At 74.6% G+C, this 25753-nt stretch carries 23 protein-coding genes; 19 read left to right on the top strand and 4 right to left on the bottom strand.

Annotation, left to right across the window (positions count from 1 at the left end):
* Positions 1-567 precede the first annotated feature (567 nt).
* The 4 genes from AC5L34_RS20820 to AC5L34_RS20835 all read left to right on the top strand — a co-directional run bounded on the left by AC5L34_RS20820 (position 568) and on the right by AC5L34_RS20835 (position 4531).
* On the top strand, positions 568-1527 hold the full coding sequence (locus AC5L34_RS20820) for a DUF5715 family protein (RefSeq protein WP_494826524.1): 960 nt from the start codon (positions 568-570) through the stop codon (positions 1525-1527).
* Between the two features lie 5 nt (positions 1528-1532).
* A complete protein-coding gene (locus AC5L34_RS20825; RefSeq protein ID WP_494826526.1) occupies positions 1533-3143 on the top strand; it encodes an asparagine synthetase B family protein in 1611 nt (536 codons plus the stop codon).
* A 108-nt stretch (positions 3144-3251) separates the two neighbouring features.
* Entirely contained in the window at positions 3252-4184 is a 933-nt protein-coding gene (locus AC5L34_RS20830; RefSeq protein WP_494826528.1) for a PfkB family carbohydrate kinase, read from the top strand.
* Positions 4185-4309: 125 nt separating this feature from the next.
* A complete protein-coding gene (locus tag AC5L34_RS20835) occupies positions 4310-4531 on the top strand; it encodes a DUF2188 domain-containing protein (protein WP_441176687.1) in 222 nt (73 codons plus the stop codon).
* 74 nt (positions 4532-4605) lie between these two features.
* On the opposite strand, the gene AC5L34_RS20840 is transcribed toward AC5L34_RS20835, so the two are convergent.
* Entirely contained in the window at positions 4606-6057 is a 1452-nt protein-coding gene (locus tag AC5L34_RS20840; RefSeq protein ID WP_494826530.1) for an LVIVD repeat-containing protein, read from the bottom strand.
* Positions 6058-6195: 138 nt separating this feature from the next.
* Here AC5L34_RS20840 and AC5L34_RS20845 point away from each other — a divergent pair, with 138 nt between their 5' ends.
* The 5 genes from AC5L34_RS20845 (at position 6196) to AC5L34_RS20865 (ending at position 12279) form a co-directional block, all read left to right on the top strand.
* Positions 6196-6885 (top strand): DUF305 domain-containing protein, encoded by a 690-nt coding sequence (locus tag AC5L34_RS20845; protein WP_441176558.1) that lies wholly within the window; start codon positions 6196-6198, stop codon positions 6883-6885.
* Positions 6886-6948: 63 nt separating this feature from the next.
* On the top strand, positions 6949-8193 hold the full coding sequence (locus tag AC5L34_RS20850; protein WP_494826533.1) for a sensor histidine kinase: 1245 nt from the start codon (positions 6949-6951) through the stop codon (positions 8191-8193).
* Positions 8190-8855 (top strand): response regulator, encoded by a 666-nt coding sequence (locus AC5L34_RS20855; protein WP_358167407.1) that lies wholly within the window; start codon positions 8190-8192, stop codon positions 8853-8855. Before AC5L34_RS20850 ends, AC5L34_RS20855 begins: the two co-directional genes overlap by 4 nt.
* Positions 8856-9004: 149 nt before the next feature.
* Positions 9005-9799: an ABC transporter ATP-binding protein gene (locus tag AC5L34_RS20860; protein WP_441176555.1), complete on the top strand. Its 795-nt coding sequence runs from the start codon at positions 9005-9007 to the stop codon at positions 9797-9799.
* Positions 9796-12279 carry an ABC transporter permease gene (locus tag AC5L34_RS20865; RefSeq protein WP_494826536.1) on the top strand — a complete coding sequence of 828 codons (2484 nt, stop codon included), beginning with the start codon at positions 9796-9798 and terminating at the stop codon, positions 12277-12279. Before AC5L34_RS20860 ends, AC5L34_RS20865 begins: the two co-directional genes overlap by 4 nt.
* 116 nt (positions 12280-12395) lie before the next feature.
* On the opposite strand, the gene AC5L34_RS20870 is transcribed toward AC5L34_RS20865, so the two are convergent.
* Entirely contained in the window at positions 12396-13757 is a 1362-nt protein-coding gene (locus tag AC5L34_RS20870) for a serine/threonine-protein kinase (protein ID WP_494826538.1), read from the bottom strand.
* A 545-nt stretch (positions 13758-14302) separates the two neighbouring features.
* Between AC5L34_RS20870 and AC5L34_RS20875 the strand changes: the two genes are divergently transcribed.
* From AC5L34_RS20875 to AC5L34_RS20915, 9 genes are all read left to right on the top strand, one after another.
* On the top strand, positions 14303-14932 hold the full coding sequence (locus AC5L34_RS20875) for an RNA polymerase sigma factor (protein ID WP_441176552.1): 630 nt from the start codon (positions 14303-14305) through the stop codon (positions 14930-14932).
* A 16-nt stretch (positions 14933-14948) separates the two neighbouring features.
* Positions 14949-15740, top strand: coding sequence for a hypothetical protein (locus AC5L34_RS20880; protein ID WP_494826540.1), 792 nt, complete (start codon positions 14949-14951; stop codon positions 15738-15740).
* A 236-nt stretch (positions 15741-15976) separates the two neighbouring features.
* A complete protein-coding gene (gene egtA / locus AC5L34_RS20885; RefSeq protein ID WP_441176550.1) occupies positions 15977-17209 on the top strand; it encodes an ergothioneine biosynthesis glutamate--cysteine ligase EgtA in 1233 nt (410 codons plus the stop codon).
* Positions 17206-18543 carry an ergothioneine biosynthesis protein EgtB gene (egtB, locus tag AC5L34_RS20890; RefSeq protein WP_494826542.1) on the top strand — a complete coding sequence of 446 codons (1338 nt, stop codon included), beginning with the start codon at positions 17206-17208 and terminating at the stop codon, positions 18541-18543. The genes egtA and egtB overlap by 4 nt, the downstream gene beginning before the upstream one ends.
* Positions 18544-18571: 28 nt before the next feature.
* Positions 18572-19318 carry an ergothioneine biosynthesis protein EgtC gene (gene egtC, locus AC5L34_RS20895; protein ID WP_494826544.1) on the top strand — a complete coding sequence of 249 codons (747 nt, stop codon included), beginning with the start codon at positions 18572-18574 and terminating at the stop codon, positions 19316-19318.
* Between the two features lie 45 nt (positions 19319-19363).
* Positions 19364-20329: an L-histidine N(alpha)-methyltransferase gene (gene egtD / locus AC5L34_RS20900; RefSeq protein WP_494826546.1), complete on the top strand. Its 966-nt coding sequence runs from the start codon at positions 19364-19366 to the stop codon at positions 20327-20329.
* A gap of 260 nt (positions 20330-20589) precedes the next feature.
* Entirely contained in the window at positions 20590-21177 is a 588-nt protein-coding gene (locus tag AC5L34_RS20905) for a TMEM165/GDT1 family protein (protein WP_441176546.1), read from the top strand.
* 139 nt (positions 21178-21316) lie between these two features.
* Complete coding sequence (locus AC5L34_RS20910; protein ID WP_494826548.1) at positions 21317-21679, top strand: DUF1622 domain-containing protein; 363 nt, start codon at positions 21317-21319, stop codon at positions 21677-21679.
* The gene (locus AC5L34_RS20915) at positions 21676-21957 is read left to right on the top strand and encodes a hypothetical protein (protein ID WP_441176545.1); all 282 of its coding nucleotides are present in this window, start codon (positions 21676-21678) and stop codon (positions 21955-21957) included. The genes AC5L34_RS20910 and AC5L34_RS20915 overlap by 4 nt, the downstream gene beginning before the upstream one ends.
* Before the next feature lie 141 nt (positions 21958-22098).
* Here the strand turns inward: AC5L34_RS20915 and nhaA are convergent, their stop codons facing one another.
* Positions 22099-23415, bottom strand: coding sequence for a Na+/H+ antiporter NhaA (gene nhaA, locus AC5L34_RS20920; RefSeq protein WP_494826550.1), 1317 nt, complete (start codon positions 23413-23415; stop codon positions 22099-22101).
* A gap of 331 nt (positions 23416-23746) precedes the next feature.
* Here nhaA and AC5L34_RS20925 point away from each other — a divergent pair, with 331 nt between their 5' ends.
* Positions 23747-25204: a tyrosine-protein kinase domain-containing protein gene (locus AC5L34_RS20925; protein WP_441176542.1), complete on the top strand. Its 1458-nt coding sequence runs from the start codon at positions 23747-23749 to the stop codon at positions 25202-25204.
* Here AC5L34_RS20925 and AC5L34_RS20930 read toward each other — a convergent pair.
* Complete coding sequence (locus AC5L34_RS20930; protein ID WP_441176540.1) at positions 25185-25739, bottom strand: arsenate reductase/protein-tyrosine-phosphatase family protein; 555 nt, start codon at positions 25737-25739, stop codon at positions 25185-25187. The two genes, AC5L34_RS20925 and AC5L34_RS20930, sit on opposite strands and share 20 nt — an antisense overlap.
* Between the last annotated feature and the right edge of the window lie 14 nt (positions 25740-25753).

A 25753-nucleotide genomic window follows, 5' to 3' on the forward strand; every position in this document is an offset into this window, starting at 1 on the left:
CATCTCTCCCCGCACCACTCCTATGAGCTGGGATTTTGTATTTGCTGGCCCGGCCGGAGGCTTGAGTGCGCCTGACTCTAAGTAGTTGGTGCGTATGTGGATGCAGAGCAAAGGGCGGTGAGGGGGATGTGGCCGGGCGACCGGACAACTACTCCTCGTGAAGCTGGAGCTGGCTGGCGTGGCCGGCTGCGGCGGTTGCGCTGGCGGCGGTTTCGCGTTGATGGACGCCGCAGCCGCCGCCCCCGCCGCGCCAGCATCACCCGCGCCCTCTGGGAGGCAGTGAGTCGCCAGGGCCACCCTGGCCTCCGGGGCTCCAGGGCTCCCCGGGGCTCGGGGCGCTGCGTGCGGCGCGGTGCGGCGCCGCGGTGCGCGTACCACCTGCCGTCGTGGGCCGAGGTGCAGCGGGTTGGGCGGCGGTGTCCCGGCCGTGGCCGTTCGTGCCTGGCGGCGGCAGGGGAGCCCCGAAGGAGTAGATAGGAGGATTGTTCGGACTCCTCCCGTCCGGCCCGATTACGGTGTGTTCAGGGCGATGCACAGTGCTGCCGTGACGGGAGAGAGGACCCGACCATGCGAGTGCCCAGCCGAAGCCCGGGACAGCGGCCCGGCTCCTCCGTCACACCCGCCGCCCCGACGCGGCGGCGCGCGTTCGCCACGCCGACGCGGCCCGCGGCACCGGATCTCGACGCCTACCGGGCGGCCGTGGCCGACCTGCTGGTCGAGGTCGGCGCGCTCGCCGGTGAGTCCTGCACCAACGCGCGGCAGATGCTGATCGACGACCGGCTGCGCGAGCCCGCGATCGCCGCGGTGCTCGACGCCACCCCGCAGGGGCCCGTCGGGGCCCGCGAGACGCTGTTGCTGGAGATGGCCCGGTACCAGCCCAACGCGCGCAGCTCCGCCGCCGACCTCACCGCGCTGGTCCGGATCTACCTGCTCTCCCGCGTCGACGTGATGTGGTGGCGCGACGCCCCCACCTTCCTCACCGACGCCCAGGTCGAGGCCAGCCCGGACCTGGTGGACCTGGAGTGGCTGCGCAGGCGGGACCTGCTGCGCTTCCGCTACACCGAGCAGCCCCGCACGCTGCTGGGACGCGGCGCGCGGGCGGTGCGACGCCGGCTGCTGCCCGCCGCCACGCCGCGTACCGCCGGACTGCGCTTCCGGCGGGCCCGCCGGGAGGTGGTGGCGCTGCTCAACGACATCGCCCGGCAGTTCGCCGCCAGCACCCCGGCCGGCACGCCGCCGCTGTGGGTGACCAGCCTGGTCCGCAGCGCCGAGCACCAGCACCGACTGCGCCGGCTCGGGTACGCCGCCATGGTGCCCAGCGGCCACTGCCTCGGCTGGGCGGTCGACCTGGAGATGGAGTGGTTCGACAGGTTCGGGGTCCGGGACACCCTGGCCGAGCTGCTGCTGGCCCGGCAGCGGGCCGGCGAGGTCAACGTGGTCGACGAGGGCCAGGCCTGGCACGTGTGCCTCGCGCCCGCGGCGCGGCGGGGGCTGCGCCGGGCGTACGAAGCCGAGATGGGGGTCTGAGCCCGATGTGTGGCATCGCGTTGAGCCTCGGCCCCGAGGCCGATCCGACGATCTTCCGGCGGATGCTCGCCACCCTCGCCCCACGCGGCGAGGTCACCGAGACCCGCTACGAGAACGGCCTGCTCACCGGCACCCGCCGGCTGCCGATCGTGGACCGCGAACGCGCCGTGCAGCCGTGGGCCTCCGCTGACGAGCGTTGGCTGCTCTGCTACAACGGCGAGGTCTTCAACCACCACGAGCTGCGCGCCGAACTCGTCCGGCTGGGCCACCGCTTCCGCGGCACCAGTGACACCGAGGTGGTGCTCGCGGCGTTCCTGCGCTGGGGCGAGGGCATGGTGACCCGGCTGCGCGGCGAATACGCCTTCGCCGTCGTGGAACGGGCCACCGGCCGGGCCTACCTGGTCCGGGACCCGCTCGGCGTCAAGCCGTTGTACTGGTGCCGCATGCCCGGCTGCCTGCACGTCGCCAGCGAGGTCAAGGCACTGGTCGGTCACCGCGCCCCGATCGCCGAGGTGCCGCCCGGGCACCACGGCTGGGCCGAGCCCGACGGTTCGGTCCGGCTGCGCGCGTACGTCGACCTGCTCACCCTCGGCGACGGGCTGCCGGTGGTGGACGACCCGGACGAGGCCGCCCTGCTCGTCCGTGCCGCCCTCACCGACAGCATCCGGATGCGGGTGGACACCGACCTCACCGTGGGGGTGGTGCTCTCCGGCGGCCTCGACAGCTCGCTGGCCCTGCTGCACGTACGCGAGATGCACCCGGACTGCGTCGCCGTCACGGTCGGCGTGCCCGACAGCCCCGACGTCGCGTACGCGCGGCGGCTCGCGAAGGACCTCGGGGTGCCGCACGAGGTGGTCGAGCTGCGCCCCCGCGACATCCGGCTGGCCGACATCCGGGAGACCATCAGGATGTCCGAGCTGACCGAGTACGGCGACATCATCAACGCGGTGGTCACCCTGCCGCTGTTCCGCCGGCTGCGCGAGCTGGGCGTGAAGGTGGCGCTCACCGGCGACGGCTCGGACGAGCTGTTCGGCGGCTACCCGATGTACCACGAGGTCGGTCCCGAGGCGTCCCGCCGGCTCTTCCTGCACAAGATCCGCAACCTCTGCCGTACGGAGTTGCAGCGTGTCGACCGGGCCGGCATGGGGCACGGGGTGGAGGCGCGCGTGCCGTTTCTCGACCTGAGCCTGGTCGAGCTGGCGATGCGGCTGCCGATCGGGCTGAAGATGCGCGAGGGGCAGGAGAAGTGGATCGTCCGGCGGGCCTTCGCCGACCTGCTGCCGGACTACGTCCGGCGCCGGCCGAAGAACCCCATGTCGTACTCCTCGGGGCTGCACGAGCGGGCCCGGCTCTACAAGCCGCTCTTCGCCCGGCTGCACCGCTCGTTCGGCTACGACCTGCTCGAACCGGTGCGCCGCGACTTCGACAACGTGCTGACCCGGTGCGGCAACGACCTGGACCGGGCCATCGCCGACGGCCGTGCCCGGCCCGACTACACGGTGCTGGAGCACGCCCGCGACCTGGTGGGCGCGGCGAAGTGGAACGCCGCCCCGATGGTTCGTCGGTTGGTCGGGCCGCGCCGCACGCGGGGCGACGAGGCGCCGCTGCCCGGGTGACCGGTCGGCACGCACCCCTCGCGGCGCCGGCCGGGGCGCGCCTCGCGACCGGACACGCCTCGCGCCCGGCGCGGATCAACCGGTGCGGTCGCGGGTAGTGCTGCGGGCATGGTGGAACTGGACGTGATGGTGCTCGGGCAGGTGGCCCGGGATCTCGTGCTGCTGGTGGACGAGGTGCCGGCCGCCGGCGGGAGCGCCCCGGTACGGCGGCGGCGCGAACTGCTCGGCGGCAAGGGGGCCAACCAGGCCGTCGGGCTGGCGCAGCTCGGCGCCGCCGTCGGTCTGCTCGGGGTCGTGGGCGACGACGAGGTGGGGGACCGGCTGTTGGCGCTGGCGCGGGCCGACGGCGTCGACGTGGAGTGGGTACGCCGGCGGCCCGGCACCCCGACCGGGCTCATCGTCGACGTGGTCGACGCCGACGCGTACTGGCGCTACCTGGAGGACCTGCCGGAGGCCACCCTGCTCACCCCCGACGACGTCGCCGGGGCGGCGCCCGCGCTGCGGGCCGCGCGGGCCGTACTGATCCAACTCCAGCAGCCCGCGCGGACCGCGCTGGCCGCGGCCCGGACCGCCCGGGAGGCCGGCCGGCTGGTCGTGCTCGACGGGGCCCCCGCCGACGGGGCCGACGCCGACGCGCTGTTCGCCCTCGCCGACGTGCTGCGGGCCGACGCGCGGGAGGTCGAGCTGATCACCGGCGTCGCGCCGGAGGACGCCGGGGCGGGGCTCGCCGCCGGGCGCGCGCTGCTGCGCCGCGGCCCGTCGCTGCTGGCCGTCGAGGTGGCCGGGAAGGGCAACGCGTTCGTCTGGCCGGACGGCGAGCTTTTCCTGCCGTTGAGCGAGACGCCCACCGTGGACGACACGGGCGCGGGGGACGCCTTCGTCGCCGCGCTGACCCTCGGCGTGCTGCGGGGCGAGTCCCGGGAGCGGGTCGCCCGGTACGCCGTCGCCGCTGCCGGCGCCACCGTCGGTCATCCGGGTGGTCGGCCCGCGCTGACGCCAGAGGCGATCCGCGCGCAGCTCGACCGGATACCGGCCGGGTGACCGGCACTCGCCGAGACGCGACCGCCGGACGGGGTGACGATTGTGGACGGTCGGGCACGAAGGCGGGTTTTCCGTCCCCGGGGCCCGGGTATCCCGAGATCCTGACCGAGAGGCGGGTGACTGACATGAAGCGCAATCAATACCACGTCGTGCCGAACGGCGGCGGCTGGAAGGTCGAGCAGGGCAGCCAGGTCGTCGGCACGTTCGACACGAAGCAGCTCGCCGTCGAGGCGGGACGCCGGGCGGCGCACGACAACGAGCCGAGCCAGCTCGTCGTGCACACCTCCGACGGCAAGATCGAGACGGAGTACACGTACCAGAACGACCCGTACCCGCCGGCCGGCTGAGCGCCGCCGCGTCCGATCCGGACACGAACGGGCCCGACCCCCTGCGGGGTCGGGCCCGTCGGCGCGTCGGGCGACTACCAGCTCAGGTAGCTGGGCTGGGTCTGCACGTTCAGTTCGCGGTACCGCACGAGGTTCGCCGACCAGGTGCGCCAGTCGGTCAGCTTCAGGACGTCGAGGCCCTTGACCATGTCGTTGGAGTAGATGTAGCCGTTGTAGTAGTACGCGGACCAGGTGCCACCGCCGACGAGCCGGTCGGCCGAGAGCGGGCCCCGCTCCCAGAACGCGATCTCCTTGGGGTTGGCCGAGTCGGTGAAGTCCCAGACGGAGATGCCGCCCTGGTACCACGCCTGGACCATGATGTCGCGACCGAGCACCGGGATCAGCGAGCCGTTGTGCGCCACGCAGTTCTCGGTGTCGGCGTTCATCCGGGGGATCTTGTAGTAGCTGCGGAAGACCATCTTGCGGGCGTCACCGCGACCGGTGATGTCGTAGATGGCGTCGGCGCCCCGCTCCGGGCCGATGGCCTCGTTGCAGGTGGCCGCGCCGCCGCCGCCCAGCTCGTCGGTGAAGACCACCTTGGTGCCGGCGTTGTTGAACGTGGCCGAGTGCCAGAACGCGAAGTTGACGGTGTCCCGGACCCGGTTTATCAGCCGGGGGGCCTCCCGGTTGGAGATGTCCATCAGGATGCCGTCGCCCATGCACGCGCCCGCGGCGAGGTTCTTCTCCGGGTAGGCGGTGATGTCGTGGCAGCCGGTGGTCGCCGAACCGCCGGGCCGGCCCTCGTAGCCGCCGTCCGGGAAGAGGTTCGGCGAGGCCACCACCGCCGCGTCGGTGGGCGACTTCACCGGCACCTTGACGATGGAGATGGAGTCGTGCGGGGGCTGGCAGTCGGGGAACTCCGCCCGCGGGCTGTACGAGGAGACGTACAGGTAGACGGTCTTGCGGTCCTTGCCCGGCACCAGGGTGTGGGTGTGCGAGCCGCAGGCCGTCTCCACCGCCTTGACGTAGCGCGGGTTGGCCTTGTCGCTGATGTCGAAGACCTTGATGCCCTCCCAGGACGCCTTCTCCGTCGCCGGCGCGCTGGTGCTGTTGCAGGAGTCGTCGCTGCGCGAGGAGTCGGTGGAGAGGAACAGCAGGTCACCGTGGACGGAGATGTCGTTCTGCGACCCGGGGCAGTAGACCTGCGACACCACGCTCGGCGTGCTCGGCCGGGAGATGTCGTAGATGACGAAGCCGTTGTAGTTGCCGGCGAAGGCGTAGCGGCCCTGGAAGGCCAGGTCGCTGTTGGTGGCGTCCAGCGGCGCCTGCTTCGGCAGGTTGGCGATCTGCCGGAGGTTCGGGCTGCTGACGATCTCGTCGACGCCCGGAATGGTGTTGGTGGTGTCCACGGTGCCCGATGGGGCGGACCGCGCCGCCACCCCGGCGCTTCCGGGTGTGGCGGTGGCGACGCTGGCGAGGAGAAGGCCGGCCGCGGCCAGGCTCACGGTGGTGAGCCGCCTGGCCCGCAGGGTGCGGAAACTGGTCATCGGCGACGCCCTTCGCAAGGGGATGGCGATTGGCCACACCCTACAGTCCGATGAGTTCCATCGATGTGATGCAGATCACATGAATGCGCGTCGGTCGATGGATAGCATCGCCATGACCTCTACCGGGGGGAGTGGCCCATGACCAACCGCCGTGCGCGGACCCTGGCCGTCGTCATATCCGCGTCGCTGCTGGCGGTGGTCGTCGTCGCCGTCTTGCGCTCCGGCGGCCCGACCACGGCTCCGGCGGGACAGGTCGCCGCCCCCGCCACGACGTCCGCCCCGGTGGGCCCGAGCCGGCCCGCGGTGATCGTTCCCGGTCGGCCGGGCGAGACCGCGGCGGTCCGGCCCGCCGAGGAACTGCGCGACGCGGCCACGTCCCGGCACAACTCGATGGACGTCTGGTTCGTCCGGATGATGATCCCGCACCACGCCCAGGCGTTGGAGATGGCGGAGTTGGCCGGCGACCGTGCCGGCGACCCGGCCCTGCGCGCCCTCGCGGAGCGGATCCGGGCCAGCCAGGGCCCCGAGATCGGCATGATGCGGGGCTGGCTGCAGGCGCGCGGGCTCTCCACCGACGTGGCCGACCACGACCACGGCAGCATGCGGGGCATGCAGACGCCCGAGGCGATCCGGCAGCTCGCGGCGGCGCGGGGCGCCGAGTTCGACCGGCTCTTCGTGCGGATGATGACCGAGCACCACCAGGGCGCGGTCCAGATGGCCACCGACCTGCTCAAGGTCGGCTCCGACCTCACCCTGTCGGAGTTCGCCAACTCCGTCGCCACCGAGCAGACCGTCGAGATCGACCGGATGCGCGAGCTGCTGGCGTGACCCGGGCGGGCCACCCGACCCGGCCCGGGGCGGGTGACCCCTGACCTGCGGCACGTACGCTGGGTGACCGTGAACCGCACGATCCTCGGCCGCCGGTGGCGCGGCGTCGCCTTCGACGTCCTCGTCGCCGCCGTGGTGGTGCTCCTCGGCCTCGCCGGCCTGGCGAACCAGCCCGGCGGATGGAAGGCCACCCTGGTCAGCGCCGGGATGGCGGTGGCGCTGCTGTTCCGCCGGGCCCACCCGTCGGCGGTCGCCGTGGCGGTGGCGGCGCTCGCGCTGGTGCAGGTGGTCGCCGGGTGGGGGCCGCTGGCCTTCGACGTCGCCGTGCTGATCGCCCTCTACAGCGTGGTCAAGTACGCCGACCGGCTGCGCGACGGAATCCTCGCGGGTGTCGGGGCGGCCGTCGGGGTGGTGCTCGCCGGCCTGCAGACCCAGGGCGTCATCGCCTGGTGGGCGACGGCGATCTACTACGGCCTGGTCACCGGGGCCGTCTGGCTGGTCGCGCTGAACGTGCGGACCCGCCGGCTCTACGTGCTCACCCTGGAGGAACGGGCCGCCACCCTGGAGCGGGAACGGGAGGCGGAGGCGCGCGCCGCCGTGGCCGGGGAACGCACCCGCATCGCCCGCGAGCTGCACGACGTGGTGGCGCACAGCATGGCCGTGATGATCGTGCAGGCCGACGGGGCGCGGTTCATGCTCGACCGGGACCCGGAGACCGCCCGCCAGGCGGTCAAGGTGGTCGCCGACACCGGCCGGCAGGCGCTGGAGGAGATGCGCCGGCTGGTCGGCGTACTGCGGGAGCCGAGCGCGCCGGACGCGCAGGCCGGGCCCGGCGCGGCGGGTGCGCCCGAGGGCGCCGGGGCGGCCGCCGACCCGGCGCACCGCCGGCTGGCGCTGACGGAGCTGCCCGCCCTGCTCGACCGCTTCCGCGCCGCCGGCCTCCGGGCCCGGCACACGGTCACCGGGGAGCCGGCGCCGATGCCGCCCGGGCTGGAGCTGACCGTCTACCGGGTGGTGCAGGAGGGGCTGACCAACGCGCTCAAGCACGCCGGGGTCGGCGCCGGCGTCGAGGTCACCGTCGCCTGCGCGGGCGACGCCGTGGTGGTGCGGGTGGTCGACGACGGCCAGGGCCGCCCCCCGGTCAGCCCGGCGCCCTCCGGCGGGCACGGCCTGGTCGGCATGCGCGAGCGGGTGGGCGTGTACGACGGCAGCCTGACCGCCGGACCCCGACTGGCCGGGGGCTGGCAGGTCGAGGCGCGGCTACCGCTACCGTCGACGTCCGCGACGACGGAGGTGACGGCGGCATGACGGTCCGCGTGGTGATCGTGGACGACCAGGCGCTGGTCCGCGCCGGTTTCCGGATGGTGCTGGACTCCCAGGCGGACCTGGAGGTGGTCGGCGAGGCGATCGACGGCGCCGACGCCCTGCGGCTGCTGGCCCGCGTCGAGGCCGACGTCGTGGTGATGGACGTCCGGATGCCGACCATGGACGGGGTGGAGGCCACCCGCCGCATCTGCCGGGACCGGCCCGCCGGCTCGCCCCGGGTGCTGGTGCTCACCACCTTCGACACGGAGCAGGACGCCTTCGCCGCGCTCCAGGCCGGCGCCAGCGGGTTCCTGCTCAAGAACGTGCCGCCGGAGGAACTGCTGGCCGCCATCCGGGTGGTCGCCCAGGGTGACTCGGTCGTCGCCCCGTCCATCACCCGCCGGCTGCTCGACCGCTTCGCCGGTCGGCTCGGTCCCGGGCCCGCCGAGGACCCCCGGATCGGCCAGCTCACCGAACGCGAGCGGGAGATCCTCCTGCTCGTGGCGCAGGGCCTCTCCAACGCGGAGATCGCCGCCCGGGTGCACGTCGCCGAGGCCACCGTGAAGACGCACGTCGGGCGGATCCTGGCCAAGCTCCAGCTCCGCGACCGGGTGCAGGCCGTGGTGCTGGCGTACGAGACCGGGCTGGTCACCCCCGGCGGCTGAGACCGGATACGACCCAGGTCGTACGGGCCCACCCCGTCAGGGGCGCCCCAGGTCGCAGCGGGGCCACCCCGCGCGGGTGGACGCGGTCGCACCGGCGGCGCCCATAGCGTCGGAGACGTCCCAGCCACGATCTCCACGGGGAGTTCCACGTGTCCGTCGCACCTCCCGCGCACGCCACCGCCGGCGTCGCGGTCGCCGCCCACGGCCTGTCCAAGCGGTACGGCACCGGCCCGGCAGCCGTCGTCGCCCTCGACGGCGTCGACGTCGACTTCGCCGCCGGCCGGTTCACCGCCATCATGGGCCCGTCCGGCTCCGGCAAGTCCACGCTCATGCACTGCCTCGCCGGCCTGGACCGGCCCACCTCCGGCAGCGTGCGCATCGGCGACGCCGACCTCGCCCGCCTCGACGACAAGCGGCTCACCCTGCTGCGCCGCGACCGGGTGGGCTTCGTGTTCCAGAAGTTCAACCTGCTGCCGGCGCTGACCGCCGAGGAGAACATCGTGCTGCCCCTGGCCATCGCGGGCCGGCGACCGGAGCGGGCCTGGCTGCGCCAGGTCGTCGCCGCGGTGGGGCTCGCCGACCGGCTGCGCCACCGCCCCGCCGAGCTCTCCGGCGGCCAGCAGCAGCGGGTGGCGGTGGCCCGCGCGCTGATCACCAAACCATGGGTGATCTTCGCCGACGAGCCGACCGGGAACCTGGACTCGCGTTCCGGCGCCGAGGTGCTGCGCCTGCTGCGCGAGGCCGTCGACACCCTCGGCCAGACGGTGGTCATGGTGACCCACGACCCGTCGGCCGCCGGGCACGCCGACCGGGTCGTCTTCCTCGCCGACGGCCGGCCGGTACGCGACCTCACCGCGCCGACCGCCGAGCGGGTCCTCGACGCGCTCGCCGGCCTCGACCCGGCGCGCGCACCGGGCGCCGACCGCGAGGCGGTGACCCGATGATCCGTACGACCCTGCGCCAGCTGCGCGCCGAGGCGCTGCGCCTGATGCTCTCGTCGCTGGCCATCGTGCTCGGCGTCGCGTTCATCGCCGGCACGCTGATCTTCGTCGACGGGATGCGCGCCGGCGCGTACGAGCGGGCCGGGGCGTTCGACCGGCACACCGACCTCGCCGTCTACTCCGCCACGGACGACCCGCTGCCGGCCGTGCTGGTCGAGAAGGTGCGCGCCCTCGACGGGGTCGCCGCCGCCGAGGGCGAGCTGCTCGGCTCCGGCGGGATCGTGGGCGCCGACGGGCGCCCCGTGCTCGGCTACGCCGTCCTCGCCGCGATCCCCGTCGACGAGGCGCTGCGCTCGTACGACGTGGTGGCCGGCCGGTTGCCCGACCGCCCGGGCGAGGTCGTGCTGGACGCCGCGACCGTCGAGCAGGAGGGCTTCGCCCTCGGCAGCGGGGTACGCGTCGGCGGCGGCGGGGGAGCCGCCCGCCCGTACACCCTGGTCGGCACGGTCGACGTGGCCGGCACCGCCCGCGACGTCGGCGGCCCGTTCATCGGCCTGGTCGGCGCGGACGCCCTCGCGGTCACCGGCCAGCGGGGCTACGACCGGATCATGGTGGCGGCCCGGCCCGGCGCGGCCGACGGGGCACTGGTCGAGCGGGCCGCCGGGGCCGTCGGCGCCGGCGCGACCGTCAAGACCCGGCAGCGCATCCTCGACGACGCCGTGACCGACGCGGTCCGCGACCTCGAGCAGTTCAACATGGTGCTGCTGACCTTCGCCGGCGTCGCCGTCGTGGTCGCCGGCTTCGTCATCGCCAACACCTTCGCCATCGTGCTGGCCCAGCGGACGCGGCGGACCGCGCTGCTGCGGCTGGTCGGCGCGACCCGGGGCCAGCTGTTCCGCGCCGCGCTGCTGGAGGCCGCGCTGGTCGGGCTGGTCGCCTCCGCCGCCGGCGTGCTGATCGGCGTGGCCCTGGCCGGCGGCATGAACCAGGTGATGACGCGGCTCGACGCGCCGGTCCCCGGCGGGCTCACCGTCACCGCGTCGACCGTGCTGGTCAGCCTGCTCCTGGGCACAGCGATCACGATGGGCGCCGCCCTGCTGCCCGCATGGCGGGGCACCCGCGTCGCCCCGGTCGCCGCGCTCACCGACGCGGCGGTCCAGCCCGCCCGGGGCGCCGGCCGGCTCCGGTTGACGGCCGGCGCGGTGGTCTTCGCCGCCGGGATCGCCGCGCTGCTCGCCGCCGCGTACGCCGTGCAGGTGGTCCTGGTGGCCGCCGGCGGCGTACTCACCTTCTTCGGGATCGTGCTCTTCGGCCCGGTGCTCGTGCCGGCGCTGGTCCGGGTGCTGGGGTGGCCGGCCCGCAGGTTGTTCGGTGCCACCGCCGGGCTGGCCGTCGCGAACGCCGTACGCAATCCGCGCCGGATCGCCGCGACCGCCACGGCCCTGGTGATCGGGATCGGTCTGGTGTCTGCCTTCGTGGTCGGCGCCCGCAGCACCAAGGACGGCATCGAGCGCAGCGTGGACGCCGAGATCGGGGTGGACTGGCTGGTCACCGGGATCGGCGGGGATCTTCCGGCACCGCTCGTGGCCGAGCTGCGCGCGCGACCCGAGCTGGCGGTGGTGCACGAGCAGCGGGGTGCCGTCGCCGCCGACGTGCGGATCCAGGTCGCGCACCCCGCCCTGGTCGGCCGGACCCTGACCGGTGTCGTGTCGGGGCAGGTCGATCGGCTGGGTCCGGGACAGGTGCTGGTGCACCGGGAGTTGGCCGAGGCCCGGGGCTGGACGACCGGCTCCACCGTGACCGTACGCGGTCGGCCGTTGCGGGTGGCCGCGGTCGTCACCGCCGACGGGCCGACGCTCGCCGGCAGCCCCGTACCCGCCGGTCACGTGATCGAGGTGGTCGACGCCGACTTCGCCACCCTCTTTCCCGACGAGCGGGGCTACCTGGCCGAGATCGACCCCGCCGACGGGGTCTCCGCCGCGCAGGCCCGGGCCGCCATCGAGGCGGTGGTCGCCCGGTATCCGACCGCCAACCTGATGGATCAGGGCGCCTACAAGAAGATGCTCACCGCCACCGTCGACATGCTGCTCGCCCTCGTCACCGCGCTGCTGGGCCTGGCCGTGGTGATCGCGCTGGTGGGGGTCGCCAACACGCTGAGCCTGTCCGTGGTGGAGCGGACCCGGGAGAACGCCGTGCTGCGCGCGGTCGGGCTGACCCGGGGACGGATGCGCGCCATGCTGGCCGTCGAAGCGGTGCTGATGGCACTGGTCGGCGCGCTGCTCGGGGTGGGTCTCGGCACCGGTGTCAGCGCCGCCGCGATGGCCCTGCTGGCCCGGATCAGCGGCGACTTCGCCGTGGTGCTGCCGGTGGGGCAGCTCGGGCTGATCCTCGGGGTGGCGGTGGTGGCCGCCCTGGTCGCCTCGGTGCTGCCGGCCCGCCGCGCGCTGTCGCGGCCGGTGGTCGAGGCGCTCGGCGACCAGTGACATCCGCTGCCCGGTCCCGCCGCCACCGCGACGGCGGGACCGGCCGGCCCCCTGGGCCGGTGCGCGGGCGCGGTGGCGGGGACGGGACGGCGCTGTGCCGGGAGCGCGGTGTGCGGTCAGCCCGCCGGGGGGTTGGCGGGCTCGACCGGCGTGGTCTGCGTCTCGGTCGGCTCCACCGGCGGCGGCGGGCTCTGCGTCGGGACGGCGGTGCTGGGCGACGGGCGCGGCGGTTCGGTGGTGCCGCTGGGCTCGGGGGACTCCGGGGCGTCCGACCCGCTGGGCTGGGGGGAGACCGGGGGTGCGGTGCCCGACGGCGAAGGGCTGGAGGTGGAGCCGGTCGGCCGGAACGGCCGGCCCGGGTTGGCGGGTTCGTCGTCCTGCTCCGCGGGCGCCTGCGCGTCACCGCTCGGCTCCGCGGCCGGAGTGGTCGCCTGCGGCACCTTGACCGCCGGCGCGTCGGCCTCGCCCGAGGCGCCGAGCGCCGCGCCGAGCCCGGCCAATGCCACCAGCACGGCCGCCGCGGCGCCGACGAGGGTGCCGCGGCGCCTCCGACGGGCCACGCCGGCGACGGCCGGCATGTCGGTGCGGGTGCCCGGGTCCACGCCGCCCACGGCCGCGGCGGCGGGCACCATGGCGGTGGCCGCGGAGGGGTCGGACACGGCGGCCCGCGCGGCCTCGGCCATCGCCGCCGCGCTGCTGAACCGGTCGGCCGGGTCCTTGGCCAGGGCGCGGGAGACCAGCGCGCGGACCGCCTCCGGGACCTCGTGCGGCAGCTCCGGCGGCTCGTCGTCGAGGTGGCGCACGGCGACCTGCAACGGGTTGTCGCCGGTGAACGGCGGGCTGCCGCTGAGGCAGCAGTAGGCCACGGCGCCGAGCGCGTAGATGTCGGTCGCGCCGGACACCGGCCGGCCGGCGGCCTGCTCCGGAGCCATGTAGAGGGCGGTGCCGGGCACCGCGTTCGTGCTGGTGATGCTGGTGACGTTCGTCGACCGGGCGACGCCGAAGTCGACCAGCACGACGCTGCCGTCCTCCTGCACCAGCAGGTTGCTGGGCTTGACGTCGCGGTGCACGATCCCGCCGAGGTGCGCGGCGTGCAGCGCCTGCGCGACCTGCGCGACGATCGCCATCGTCTCGGCCACGTCGAGATGCCCGGCGGCCTCGATCCGCTTGGACAGGGGCTGGCCGGTCACGAACTCCATGACCAGGTAGTCGGCCCGGCTCCCGTCGGGCAGGTCGTCCTCGCCGCAGTCGAAGACCTGCACGATGCCCGGGTGGCGCAGCGCGGCCATGATCCGGGCCTCGGCGCGGAAGCGGGCGATGAAGTCGGGGTCGGAGACCAGCGCCGGCAGCAGGACCTTGACCGCGACCTGCCGGCCGAGGACGAGGTCCTTGCCCCGCCAGACGTCGCCCATGCCGCCCGTGGCGACACGTTCGTCCAGGCGGTAGCGACCGCTGAGTACGACCTCCGATGACAACACAGCACCACCGTACCCAGACCCACCGGGATCGGCTCGCCGCCCGCCCCCGGCCCGGCCCGCGCCGGCCGCGACGCGGGGGCAGCGCAACCCGACCCGCCTCGGATACCCTGTGACGGGTCGCGGACCGTGCGTGACGCCGATCCGCCCAGGACGGCCTTACGCTGGATGAACGCGCCGCCGCCCGCGACCGCCGATCGGCGCAGCGTCGCGGGTCGCCGCACCGTTACAGCGACGGGCCGGCCGAACGGCTAGATAATTCTCACTCTTTTGCCCGCCGACTGGGCTTGCCCGATCGACCCGGCGCTCCTAGCGTTAGCCCGTCTCGGGCCCGCCCCACGGCGCCGCCGCGGCACCTGCGCCACAGGCCGTGCCGCCACGGCAGAGTCCGGACGTGCCGTCCGGGCGACGCGGTCCCGGGCGTGATCAGGTCAGCGGGGGGCTGAGGGTGCGGGATCAGTTCCGGTTGCCGGACCGTGCTTGCCTCGCGCACGCCCACGTCGGCGTGCGCCGCCTGCACGTGTCCCCGGGACGAGAGCGGCAGCCGCATGGCGGGTGAGCTGAACGAGGCCGTCGTGGCGGCGCAGGCCGGCGACGAGGACGCCTTCCGCTTCCTCTACCGCAGCCTCCAGCCGGGCCTGCTCCGTTACCTGACCGCCCTGGTCGGCGCGGACGCCGAGGACGTCGCCTCCGAGACCTGGCTGCAGATCTCCCGTGACCTGCCCAGCTTCACCGGCGGTGAGTTCCGGGCGTGGGCCGTCACCATCGCCCGCAACCGGGCAATGGACCACCTGCGCCGGCAACGCCGTCGTCCGTCGCTGCCGGTACCGGTGCAGGCGCTCGCCGAACTGGCCGGTGACGCCGACACCGCCGAACGGGCCGGCGAGACGATCGGCACCGAGGCGGCGCTCGCGCTGATCGCCACCCTGCCGCCCCGCGAGGCCGAGGCCGTGCTGCTGCGCGCGGTCGTCGGGCTGGACGCCGAGACCGCCGGGCGGGTGCTCGGCCGCCGGCCCGGTGCCGTACGCACCGCCGCCCACCGGGGACTGCGCCGGCTCGCCGCGCTGATGGAACGCCACGACCCGGCCCGGTCGCCGGCCGCGCCCGAGGCCGCCGTGACGCCGCGACCGCGTACCGGCGGGCGGCAGGCGTCGCACGTCGAGCCGGCGGACGGTTGACGTGAGGGGATTCAGGATGTTCTTCCGTCGGACCGGGCGGCCCGCCGACCGCGGCGCGGCCGACCGGCTCCTCGACGACGCGCGGGCGGACGCGCCCCGTACGCCGGAAACCGACGTGTTGGAGCCGCTCAGCCGGCTGCTCGCCGCCGCCGCCGCTCCCGCCCGTCCCGGCGAACTGGCCGGCGAGGAGGCCGCCGTGGCCGCCTTCCGGGCGGCTCGCGCGGCCGGACCCGCCGCCGGGGGAGTCCCGGCGCCGCGCCGCCGCCGGTTCACCGCCGGCGCCGTGGCCTGGGGGGCGGGGATCGCCGTCACCGCCACCGCGGGCGCCGCCTTCGCGGCCGTCACGCTCGACCGGGCCGACGACCCGGCCCCGCCGCGACACCCCGCCACCCCGGCACCGGCCACCGCGTCGCCAACCACCTCGACGCCACAGCGCGACGGGCCGAGCGCAGCCACCGGCGGCGGCGCCCCCACCGGGACCCCGACCGGTGCCACCGCCCCGCCGAACTCGGGCGTACCCGCCCCCGGAAGCACCACGGGCGCCGCCCCGGGGACGCCGCAGGAGCGCCCCGAGCAGCTGCAGGGCCTCTGCCGGGCGTACCTGGCGAAGAATCCGGCGCAGCGGGAGCGGGCGCTGGACACCCCCTCGTTCGCCCGCCTGGTGACCGCGGCGGGCGGCCGTGGGCAGGTCGAGGGCTTCTGCGGGGACCTGGTGCCCGAGGCGGCGGCGAAGGAGTCGCCGGAGTCGCCAAACGAGCCGACGAAGCAGCGGCCGTCGCCGACCCCGGGTCCGACCGCCGCCGACTGAGTCGTCCGCGCTTCTCCGGACAGCCCGGGTGGCCGCCACCGGCTGAGCCGGCGCGGCCCGATTCCCCGGCCGTCGCGGCGGGCCGGGGCCGCCCGTCTGCGCTGCACATTCCGGCCGGTAGGACGAAATTCGTCTGCTAGACAGGAACGGGTGGGGTCGTCGACGCCCTCGCCGATGACGGTGGGTGGCGTTACGGTGACATCGATCGGGAGCCTGCCGGGAAGGGAGACCGCCCTGTGGTGACGTCGCCGGAGCTCGACCGGACCACCGTTCTGCGGGAGTCCACCGCCGCCGAGGGCCACCTCGCGCGCATCTGCTTCAAGACCGGTCCGCCGACACACACCGGCGTCGAACTCGAATGGACCGTGCACGACGCCGCCGATCCCGCCCGCCCGGTCGACGGCGAGCGGCTACGGGCGGCTCTGGGGCGGCACAGCCCCCGCACCCTCGACCGCGCGAGCCCCGCCGATCCGCTCCCGCACGGTGGCACCGTGACCGTGGAGCCGGGCGGGCAGCTGGAGATCTCCACCGCGCCACGCTCCTCGCTCGCCACTCTCATCCACGCGGCCGACGGCGACATCGCCGAGCTGAGCGGCCTGCTCGACGCCGCCGGGCTGGTCCTCGGCCGCAGCGGCATAGATCCGCACCGGCCGCCCCGGCCGGTGGTCGAAGGCCCCCGCTACCGCGCCATGCGCCACGTCTTCGACCGGCGCGGGCCGGCCGGCCGGACGATGATGTACAGCACCGCCGGCCTCCAGGTCTGCCTGGACGCGGGAGAGCCGGAGCACCTGGCTGACCGGTGGGCGGCGGTGCACGCGCTCGGGCCGCCCCTGCTGGCCGCGTTCGCCACGGCCGACCGGCACGCCGGCCGCAGCACCGGCTGGGCGTCCGCCCGGATGGCGGCCTGGTACGGCATCGAGCCGGCCCGCACCCGTCCCGTCTGGACGCCGACGACCGACGTGGACCCCGTCACCGCCTGGACGAGGTACGTCCTCGCCGCGCCGCTGCTCTGCGTGCGCGGCGACGGCCCCGACTGGACGCCGCCGCCGGGGATCACGTTCGCCGACTGGCTCGACGGGGCGCTGCCCCGGCCGCCCACCACCGACGACCTCGACTACCACGTGAGCACCCTCTTCCCGCCGGTGCGGCCCCGGGGCTACCTGGAGCTGCGCTACCTCGACACGCAGCCGGGCCGCGGCTGGATGCTCCCGCTCGCGGTGCTGGCCGTCCTGCTCGCCGACCCCGCCACGGTCCGCGCGGCCCGCGACGTCGCCGGTCCGGTGGCGCACCGCTGGTACCCCGCCGCCCGCCACGGCCTGCGCGATCCGGCGCTGGCCGCCGCCGCGGCGGACCTGTTCGACCTGGCCCTCGCGGCCCTGCCCCGGCTCGACCTGCCGGCGGCCCTGCACGACGACATCGACCGAGGCGTACGGCGGCGGCGCGACGCCGCGGGAAGGAGCCACCGGTGACCGGGACGTCCACGCAGTCGACGGGCGCGGAGCAGTTGCGCAGCCGGATCGCGGCGGAGCTGGCACGCACCCGCGCCCGCACCACCCTGCTGACCGAGGCCGTCGACGAGGCCGACCTGGTGCGGCAGCACTCGCCGCTGATGTCCCCGCTGGTCTGGGACCTCGCCCACGTCGGCAACCAGGAGGAACTCTGGCTGGTCCGGGACGTGGGCGGGCGCGAACCCGTACGGCGGGACATCGACGACCTGTACGACGCGTTCAAGCAGCCCCGCCGGGACCGCCCTACGCTGCCGCTGCTGCCCCCGCAGGAGGCCCGCGCCTACCTGCTCACCGTCCGGGACAAGGTGCTCGACCTGCTGGACCGGGTCGCGTTCACCGAGCGACCGCTGGTCGCCGACGGGTTCGCCTTCGGCATGATCGTGCAGCACGAGCAGCAGCACGACGAGACGATGCTCGCCACCCACCAGCTGCGCGCCGGCCCGGCGGTGCTGCACGCCCCGCCGCCGCCGGAGCCGCGCGTCCGGGTCGACGCCGAGGTCCTGGTGCCGGCCGGCGAGTTCACCATGGGCACCGACACCGACCCGTGGGCGCTGGACAACGAGCGCCCCGCCCACCGGGTGCGCCTGCCGGCGTACGTCATCGACGCCGCACCGGTGACCAACGGGCGCTACCGCGAGTTCATCGCCGACGGTGGCTACGACGACCCGCGCTGGTGGAGCCCCGACGGCTGGCGGCACCGCCGGGAGGCGGAGCTGGTCGCGCCGATGCACTGGCGACGCGACGGCGACGGCTGGGCCTGCCGGCGGTTCGGGCAGTGGGCGCCGGTACGCGACGACGAGCCGGTGGTGCACGTCTGCTTCCACGAGGCGCAGGCGTACGCCGCGTGGGCCGGCAAGCGGCTGCCGACCGAGGCGGAGTGGGAGAAGGCGGCGCGCTGGGACCCGGCCACCGGCCGCTCCCGCCGCTACCCCTGGGGCGACGACGACCCCACCGCCGAGCACGCCAACCTGGGCCAGCGGCACCTGTGGCCCGCGCCGGTGGGCGCCTACCCGGCCGGCGCCTCGCCGCTGGGCGTGCACCAGCTCATCGGCGACGTGTGGGAGTGGACCTCCACCCCGTTCCGGGGGCACCCCGGCTTCACCGCGTTCCCCTACCGCGAATACTCGGAGGTCTTCTTCGGCGACGAGCACCGGGTGCTGCGCGGCGGGTCGTTCGGCACCGACCGGGCCGCCTGCCGGGGCACCTTCCGCAACTGGGACTTCCCGATCCGGCGGCAGATCTTCAGCGGCTTCCGCTGCGCCCGGGACGCCCGGCCGGAGGAGGCGCAGCCGTGAGGACGGATTCGCGGGGCGGTGCCGCCTGATGTGCCGCCACCTGGCCTACCTGGGGCCGCCGGTGACCCTGCGGGAGCTGCTGTTCGACCCGCCGTACTCCCTGGTGCGGCAGTCCTGGGCGCCGCGCGACATGCGCGGCGGAGGGACGATCAACGCCGACGGCTTCGGCGTCGGCTGGTATCCGGGCGACGGCGAGCCGGTGCGCTACCGGCGCTCGCAGCCGATCTGGAGCGACCCGACCATCGCCCAGCTCGCGGAGGTCACCTCGGCCGGCGCGGTGCTGGCCGCCGTCCGCTCCGCCACCGTGGGCATGGCGGTGCTCGACGGGGCCGCCGCCCCGTTCGCCGAGGGGCGCTGGCTGTTCAGCCACAACGGGGTGGTGCGGGGCTGGCCCGACTCGATGGTCCCGCTCGCCGCCACCCTGCCCGTACGCGACCTGCTCACGCTCGACGCGTCCACCGACTCGGCGCTGCTGTGGACGCTGGTGCGCCACCGGCTGCGGGCCGGGGTGAAGCCGGCGCGCGCCATCGCCGAGACCGTGACGGCGGTGGCGGCGGCCGCACCCGGTTCCCGGCTCAACCTGCTGCTCACCGACGGGCGCACCGTGGTGGCGAGCGCGGCCGGGCACGCGCTGTCGATCCGCGCGACGCCGGCCTCGGTGCTGCTGGCGTCCGAACCGCACGACGACGACCCCGGCTGGCAGGCGGTGCCGGAGGGGCGACTGGTGGAGGCCACCGCGACGGGGGTGCGCGTCCACGCCCTCGCCGAGGTCTGACCGCCGGCCGACAGGGACGTTCCACCCGACGACGAAGGGGATGACATGAGCGCGGAGCCGCTGGAGATCCACCTGGAGGAGCAGGACCTGGGCCGCAGCCTGCGGGAGGACGTCCGCACCGGCCTGACCGCCGAGGAGAAGTGGCTGCCGCCCAAGTGGTTCTACGACGCCCGCGGCAGCGAGCTGTTCGAGGAGATCACCCGGCTGCCGGAGTACTACCCGACCCGGGCCGAGCGCGCGGTGCTGGCCGAGCGGGCCGCCACGATCGCCGAGCTGACCGGGGCCAAGACGCTGATCGAGCTCGGTTCGGGCTCGTCGGAGAAGACCCGCCTGCTGCTGGACGCGTTCACCCGCCGGGGTGGGCTCGGCACGTTCGTGCCGCTGGACGTGTCGGTCAGCGCGCTGCGGCAGTCCACCGCCGAGATCGCCGCCGACTACCCGGGGCTGCGGGTACGCGGCATCGTGGGGGACTTCACCCGCCACCTGGACCGCCTGCCGACCGGCGGGCGCCGCCTGGTGCTCTTCCTCGGCGGCACGATCGGCAACCTCCTGCCGGCCGAGCGGGCACGGTTCCTCGCCGCGATGCGGGCCGCGCTGGAACCGGGGGACTGGCTGCTGATCGGCACCGACCTGGTGAAGGATCCGGCGGTGGTGGTGCCGGCGTACGACGACGCGGCCGGTATCACCGCCGAGTTCAACCGCAACGTGCTGCGCGTGGTCAACCGGGAACTGGGCGCCGACTTCGACCCGGACGGGTTCGCCCACGTCGCGCTCTGGGACGCCGAGCGGGAGTGGATCGAGATGCGGCTGCGGGCGCGGCGGCCGATGCGCGTACGGGTGCTCGACCTGACGGTCACCTTCGCCGAGGGCGAGGAGCTGCGTACGGAGGTGTCGGCGAAGTTCCGCCCCGAGGGCGTCGCCGCCGAGCTGGGCGCCGCAGGCTTCGCCGCCCACGACTTCTGGACCGACCCGGACGGCCTGTTCGGCGTCACGCTGGCCCGCGCCGAGTGACCGGCCGGCCTGCCGGTCGACCGGTGGCGGGTCCCGGCGGGTGAGCATCTTCACCCGCCGGGGCCGGGACGATCGGTGATCGGCTAGGCTGGGCGGCGCGAAGGGGAGTAGCCCCCAATGTCGTGGTCGACACACTGGTGCGTTCCGCATCCGGCCACGCGGCCTCGTCATCCGAGGCGGGCGAGACCTTCGACCCAGGCTGTAGCAGCCGGGTCGAGGGCGCCCCCGTACCTCCTCCCGGCTTGATCCGGAAGGATGTCATGGAAGGTTTCCTCGTCGCGCTGGTCGTCAGCTTCGGCGTCATCTTCGTCGCGGAGCTGGGGGACAAGTCCCAGCTGATGGCCCTGACCTTCGCCACCCGCTTCAAAACCGTGCCGGTCCTGATCGGGATCACCGTCGCCACCGCCGTGGTGCACCTGGCCTCGGTGGCGATCGGCTATGGGCTCGGTGCCGCCCTGCCGACGGAGTGGATCTCGCTCGTCGCGGGCCTGGCGTTCCTCGGCTTCGGGGCGTGGACCCTGCGGGGCGACACCCTCACCGAGGAGGAGAAGCGCAAGGCCGAGAAGACCAGCAAGTCCGCCATCGTCGCGGTGTCGGTCGCGTTCTTCCTGGCCGAGCTGGGCGACAAGACCATGCTGGCCACGATCACCCTCGCCACCCAGTACGGCTGGTTCGGCACCTGGCTCGGCTCCACGATCGGCATGGTGGCGGCGGACGCGCTCGCCATCCTCGTCGGGCGGATGCTCGGCCGGCGGCTGCCCGAGAAGACCATCAAGTACGGCGCCGCGGTGCTCTTCGCGATCTGCGGGCTCTGGCTGATCCTGGAGGCCGTCACGCAGCTCACCTGACGGCCGACCATCCGACCACCGCCCTACCGGCCGCTACCTCCCGCCGTCCGCTGCCGCGCTGGGCGGCCGACTATCGCCCCGTCGGCCACTGCCGCGCTGGCGGCCGACTACCGCCCCGCTGGCCGGGTAACGCCAGCGGATGGCTGTCGAGGAGATCCTGCGCCACGGCTACCAGATCCTGGTCACCGCGGTGGAGGTCGCCGGGGCGGTGGTCATCTTCGTCGGGGCGGCGTGGGCGGCGCTGCGGTTCGTGGTCGAGGGGCTGCGGCACCGCAGCGCCGCCGTGTTCACCCCGATCCGGCTCTCCCTGGGGCGGTTCCTCACCCTCGGGCTGGAGTTCCAGCTCGCGGCGGACATCCTGCGTACGGCGGTGTCGCCGACCTTCGCCCAGATCGGGCAGTTGGCGGCCATCGCCGCGATCCGGACCGCGCTGAACTACTTCCTGGGTCGGGAGATCCGCCAGGAGCAGCAGCAGGTGCGGGGGGCGGAGCGCGGCGGGTGATCCGGGACCTGGTCACCGCCGTCACGGCGGCCGCCGCCCTGGCCGGGCTGGCGGTGCTGGTCGGCACGGGCTCCTGGCGCTCGGCGATGCGGGTGCTGCTGGACCTGCTCACCGCCGCGGGCCTGCTGCGGCTGGCCGGCGGTCAGGACTGGCCGGACCTGGCCGCCGCGGCGGCGATCGTGCTGCTGCGCCGGCTGCTCTGGGCCGCGCTCACCGCCGGCGCGCCGCACGGGCGTGCCCACAACCCGCCGCAGCGGGCCCCGGACGCGCCCGGATGAACAGCGGTGCGCCCCGGCCCGGCGCGGCGCGTCCCGACTGCCGGGGTGCGCCCCGGCCCTGCAGAGCCCGCCTGTCGCGACCCCGGCGCGGCGCGGTGACCTGTCGGCGCCGGGCGGCCGGCGCCGGACGAGCCGGTCCGGTCAGCCCTCTCCGCGCTGGTAGACGTCCGGAACGCCGTCGCGGTCGGCGTCCACCTGTTCCGCCTGTGCGATGCGCCGGTAGGCGGCGTTGCGCCGTACCAGCACGACGGTGGCGAGCAGTGCGGAGACCACCGAGCCGGTCAGCACGGCCGCCTTGACGTTGTCGTCGGCTGCGGTGCCGGAGCCGAACGCCAGTTCGCCGATCAGCAGGGAGACGGTGAACCCGATCCCGGCGAGCAGCGCCACCCCGAGCAGGTCCGTCCAGGTGATGTCCTCGTCGAGTTGGGCGCGGGTGAACCGGGCGAGCAGGTACGTCGAGCCGAAGATCCCGATGACCTTGCCGAGCACCAGGCCCGCGACGATGCCGATCACGATCGGGTCGGTGACGATCGCGCCCAGGTCGGCGCCGCGCAGCGAGACACCGGCCGCGAAGAACGCGAAGACGGGTACGGCGAGGCCGGCGGAGATCGGACGCCAGCGGTGTTCGAGGTGCTCGGCGAGCCCGTGCGAGTCGCCGGTCTTGCCCCGCAGGACGGGCACGGTGAAGCCCAGCAGGACGCCCGCCACGGTGGCGTGCACCCCGGAGGCGTGCATGAGGGTCCAGGCGGTCGCGGCGAGCGGGATCAGTGCCCACCACCACGTCTTGCGCCGCTGCACGAGCAGGCCGAACACGGCGATCGGGACCAGGGAGGCCAACAGCGGCAGCGGGCTGAAGTCGTCGGTGTAGAAGATCGCGATGACGGTGATGGCGAGCAGGTCGTCGACCACGGCGAGGGTGAGCAGGAAGGCGCGCAGGCCCTGCGGCAGGTGCGAGCCGATGACGGCCAGCACGGCCAGGGCGAAGGCGATGTCCGTCGCGGTGGGGATGGCCCACCCCCGCAGCCCGTCGCCGCCGAGGTTGACCGCGAGGTAGATCAGGGCGGGCGCCGCCATGCCGCCGACCGCCGCGACCACGGGCAGGGCCGCCCGGCGGGGGTCGCGCAGTTCGCCCGCGACGAACTCCCGCTTGAGTTCCAGCCCGACGACGAAGAAGAAGATCGCCAGGAGACCGTCGGCGGCCCAGGCGGCCAGGTCCAGGTCCAGGTGCAGTGCCGCGCCGCCCGACCAGGGCACCCACGCGCGGAGGGCGGCATAGGAGGATTCCCAGGGCGAGTTCGCCCAGGTGAGCGCGATCATCGCGCCCAGCAGCAGGAGCCCGCCGCCGACGGTCTCGGTGCGCAGCACATCGGCCAGGAACCGGGCCTCCGGCCAGGACGTACGCGAGAAGAACCGCCGGTTCGGGCGGGGGCGGTCGGCGTGCGGGGTGCGGTCGGTCATGCGCGGATCCACCTCGGTCTTGGGCAGCACGGAACGACGCCGACCAGGCTTCCCGGCACACCGTTGCCGACCCTATCCAGCGGCGGCGTGACCGGCGAGTCGGGACGGCCCATTGCTGCCGAGGTCACGCCCGGTCGGTTTCTCCCGCCACCCGGAACGCCGTCCGCCCGTTTGTCCGGTGGTGGGTCGGGCGCACATGTCAAGGGCCGAAAATACGTAACTCGGGACATAAGGCGTATGAGTCGCTTTAATGGTTTCACGAGATTAAGTCGACCTTGGGGGTTTTCGTGAAGTTCTTTGGCGTTACCGGCCCGGTACGGAGGCGCGCCTGATGGACGTGTACCGCCAACTCCGCCTCGTGCGCCGGCACTGGTGGATCGTGCTCCTGGCCGTCATGGTCGCGCTCGGCGTCACCGCCCTCGTCACCGTCCGGGCGCAGCCCCGCTACGTCGCGTCGGTGACCTTCTTCGTCACCACGCCCAGCCAGGGCGTCACGGACGCCTACCAGGGCGGCCTCTTCCTCCAGCAGCGGGTCAAGTCGTACGCTGAACTGCTGACCAGCGACCGCCTCGCGCAGAGCGTGGTCGCCGAGAACTCCGTCGGGCTCACCGCCGAGGAGATCCAGCGCCGGGTCAGCACCTCGACCGAGACCGGCACCGTGCTGCTGCGCGCGTCGGTGACCGACACGGACCAGAACCGGGCCCTGAAGGTCACCGAACTGCTCTCGGCGAAGTTCGTCGAGCTGGTGCAGAAGGTGGAGACGACCCAGGACGGCAAGGCCGGCCCCATCCGCATCGAGGTGGTCAGCGGGCCCCGGGTCACCCCGACGCCCGTCTCGCCGCAGCCGGTGCGCAACTTCGCCGTCGGTACCCTGCTCGGCCTGCTCGCCGGCGTGGGCCTGGCGATCCTGCGTGGGGTCGCCGACGTCCGCCTGCGCGACGCCGCCGGTCTCCAACGCACCACCGGCAGCCCGCTGCTCGGCGAGATCCCCTTCGAGAGCACCGCGAAGTCGCAACCGTTGATCGTCGGCGAGGCGGCGAACTCCGCCCGGGCCGAGGCGGTGCGCAAGCTGCGTACCAATCTGCGCTTCGTCGACGTGCACGAGCCCGCCCGCGTCATCGCGGTCACCAGCGCCCTTCAGGGGGAGGGCAAGACCACGCTCTCCTGCAACCTCGCGATCGCCCTGGCCGAGGCCGGCTGGCGGGTGCTGCTGGTCGACGCCGACCTGCGCCGGCCGAAGGTCGCCGACTACCTGGGCCTCGACGCCGGCATCGGGCTCACCGACGTGCTGGTCGGCGACGTCCAGGTCGGTGACGTGGTGCAGCGCTGGGGCGACAAGTCCCTGCTGGTGCTCCCGAGCGGCTCGGCGCCGCCCAACCCCAGCGAGCTGCTCGGCTCGAAGGCGATGGCGGACCTGCTGCTCGCCCTGCGGGAGTCGGCGGACATCGTCATCATCGACACCGCCCCGCTGCTGGCCGTGACCGACGGCGTGGTGGTGGCCGTGCAGGCCGACGGCGCGCTGCTGGTCTCGCAGCAGGGCCGCACCTCGCGCAGCCAGGTGGCGCAGGCGGCCCGCGCCCTGAACTCGGTCTCCGTACGGCTGCTCGGCTGCGTGCTGAACATGGCCAAGGTGGCCAAGGCGGAGGCGTACCAGTACGAGGCCTACCGGGTGGTCGCGGGCGCCGCGACGCCGGACCTGCCGGCCGATTCGGCCCCGGTGGCCCGGCACGCGGAGCGCGTCGACGTCGTCAGCGACCGTACGCAGGAACTCACCCGGCTGTCCCGATGAGCGCCGCGAGGGGTCGCATCGACCGTTCGATCTCCTCCGCGCAGCGCCGGAAGTCGGCGACGGTCCCGCCGATGGGGTCCCGCAGGTCGTCCGCGTCGGGGGTGGCGGGTTGCAGCCGCCCCCGGGCGCGGGCGGCCGCCTCGACCGCCGCCCGCAGGGGAGCCCCGGCCGGGTCCGTCGTCGGGTCGGCGGCTGCGGCCAGCCGGCCGAACTGCCGGACGGTGAACGTCCGGTGCAGCGCGGCCGGCGCGAGCGCGGTGCACACCGAGCGCTGGCGGCGCGTCGCCGCGAGCACCAGCGTCGCCCCGACCAGGTGCTCCGGGCGCAGCCGTCGGCTGCGGAAGTCGGTCGGGTCCCCGCCGGTCTCCGCCGCCAGGTCCGCCGCGTACGGGTGCATCGGCAGGTCGTCGACGGCGTCGGTGCCGGCGCTGGCGACCGTGACCGCCCGCCCGGCCAGCAGGCGGCGGGCGATGTACTCGGCCATCGGTGAGCGGCACAGGTTGGCGTGGCAGACGAACAGCACCCGGTCGACCATGCGGACCCCTCTCG

Source organism: Micromonospora sp. ZG13 (genome assembly GCF_059359355.1).

What these genes read in the sequence shown, in the direction of transcription:
- AC5L34_RS20820 (WP_494826524.1), top strand. Translation starts at nt 568, where the DNA reads ATGCGAGTGCCCAGCCGAAGCCCGGGACAGCGGCCCGGCTCCTCCGTC.
- AC5L34_RS20825 (WP_494826526.1), top strand. Translation starts at nt 1,533, where the DNA reads ATGTGTGGCATCGCGTTGAGCCTCGGCCCCGAGGCCGATCCGACGATC.
- AC5L34_RS20830 (WP_494826528.1), top strand. Translation starts at nt 3,252, where the DNA reads ATGGTGGAACTGGACGTGATGGTGCTCGGGCAGGTGGCCCGGGATCTC.
- AC5L34_RS20835 (WP_441176687.1), top strand. Translation starts at nt 4,310, where the DNA reads ATGAAGCGCAATCAATACCACGTCGTGCCGAACGGCGGCGGCTGGAAG.
- AC5L34_RS20840 (WP_494826530.1), bottom strand. Translation starts at nt 6,057, where the DNA reads ATGACCAGTTTCCGCACCCTGCGGGCCAGGCGGCTCACCACCGTGAGC.
- AC5L34_RS20845 (WP_441176558.1), top strand. Translation starts at nt 6,196, where the DNA reads ATGACCAACCGCCGTGCGCGGACCCTGGCCGTCGTCATATCCGCGTCG.
- AC5L34_RS20855 (WP_358167407.1), top strand. Translation starts at nt 8,190, where the DNA reads ATGACGGTCCGCGTGGTGATCGTGGACGACCAGGCGCTGGTCCGCGCC.
- AC5L34_RS20865 (WP_494826536.1), top strand. Translation starts at nt 9,796, where the DNA reads ATGATCCGTACGACCCTGCGCCAGCTGCGCGCCGAGGCGCTGCGCCTG.
- AC5L34_RS20875 (WP_441176552.1), top strand. Translation starts at nt 14,303, where the DNA reads ATGGCGGGTGAGCTGAACGAGGCCGTCGTGGCGGCGCAGGCCGGCGAC.
- AC5L34_RS20880 (WP_494826540.1), top strand. Translation starts at nt 14,949, where the DNA reads ATGTTCTTCCGTCGGACCGGGCGGCCCGCCGACCGCGGCGCGGCCGAC.
- egtC (WP_494826544.1), top strand. Translation starts at nt 18,572, where the DNA reads ATGTGCCGCCACCTGGCCTACCTGGGGCCGCCGGTGACCCTGCGGGAG.
- egtD (WP_494826546.1), top strand. Translation starts at nt 19,364, where the DNA reads ATGAGCGCGGAGCCGCTGGAGATCCACCTGGAGGAGCAGGACCTGGGC.
- AC5L34_RS20905 (WP_441176546.1), top strand. Translation starts at nt 20,590, where the DNA reads ATGGAAGGTTTCCTCGTCGCGCTGGTCGTCAGCTTCGGCGTCATCTTC.
- AC5L34_RS20910 (WP_494826548.1), top strand. Translation starts at nt 21,317, where the DNA reads ATGGCTGTCGAGGAGATCCTGCGCCACGGCTACCAGATCCTGGTCACC.
- nhaA (WP_494826550.1), bottom strand. Translation starts at nt 23,415, where the DNA reads ATGACCGACCGCACCCCGCACGCCGACCGCCCCCGCCCGAACCGGCGG.
- AC5L34_RS20925 (WP_441176542.1), top strand. Translation starts at nt 23,747, where the DNA reads ATGGACGTGTACCGCCAACTCCGCCTCGTGCGCCGGCACTGGTGGATC.
- AC5L34_RS20930 (WP_441176540.1), bottom strand. Translation starts at nt 25,739, where the DNA reads ATGGTCGACCGGGTGCTGTTCGTCTGCCACGCCAACCTGTGCCGCTCA.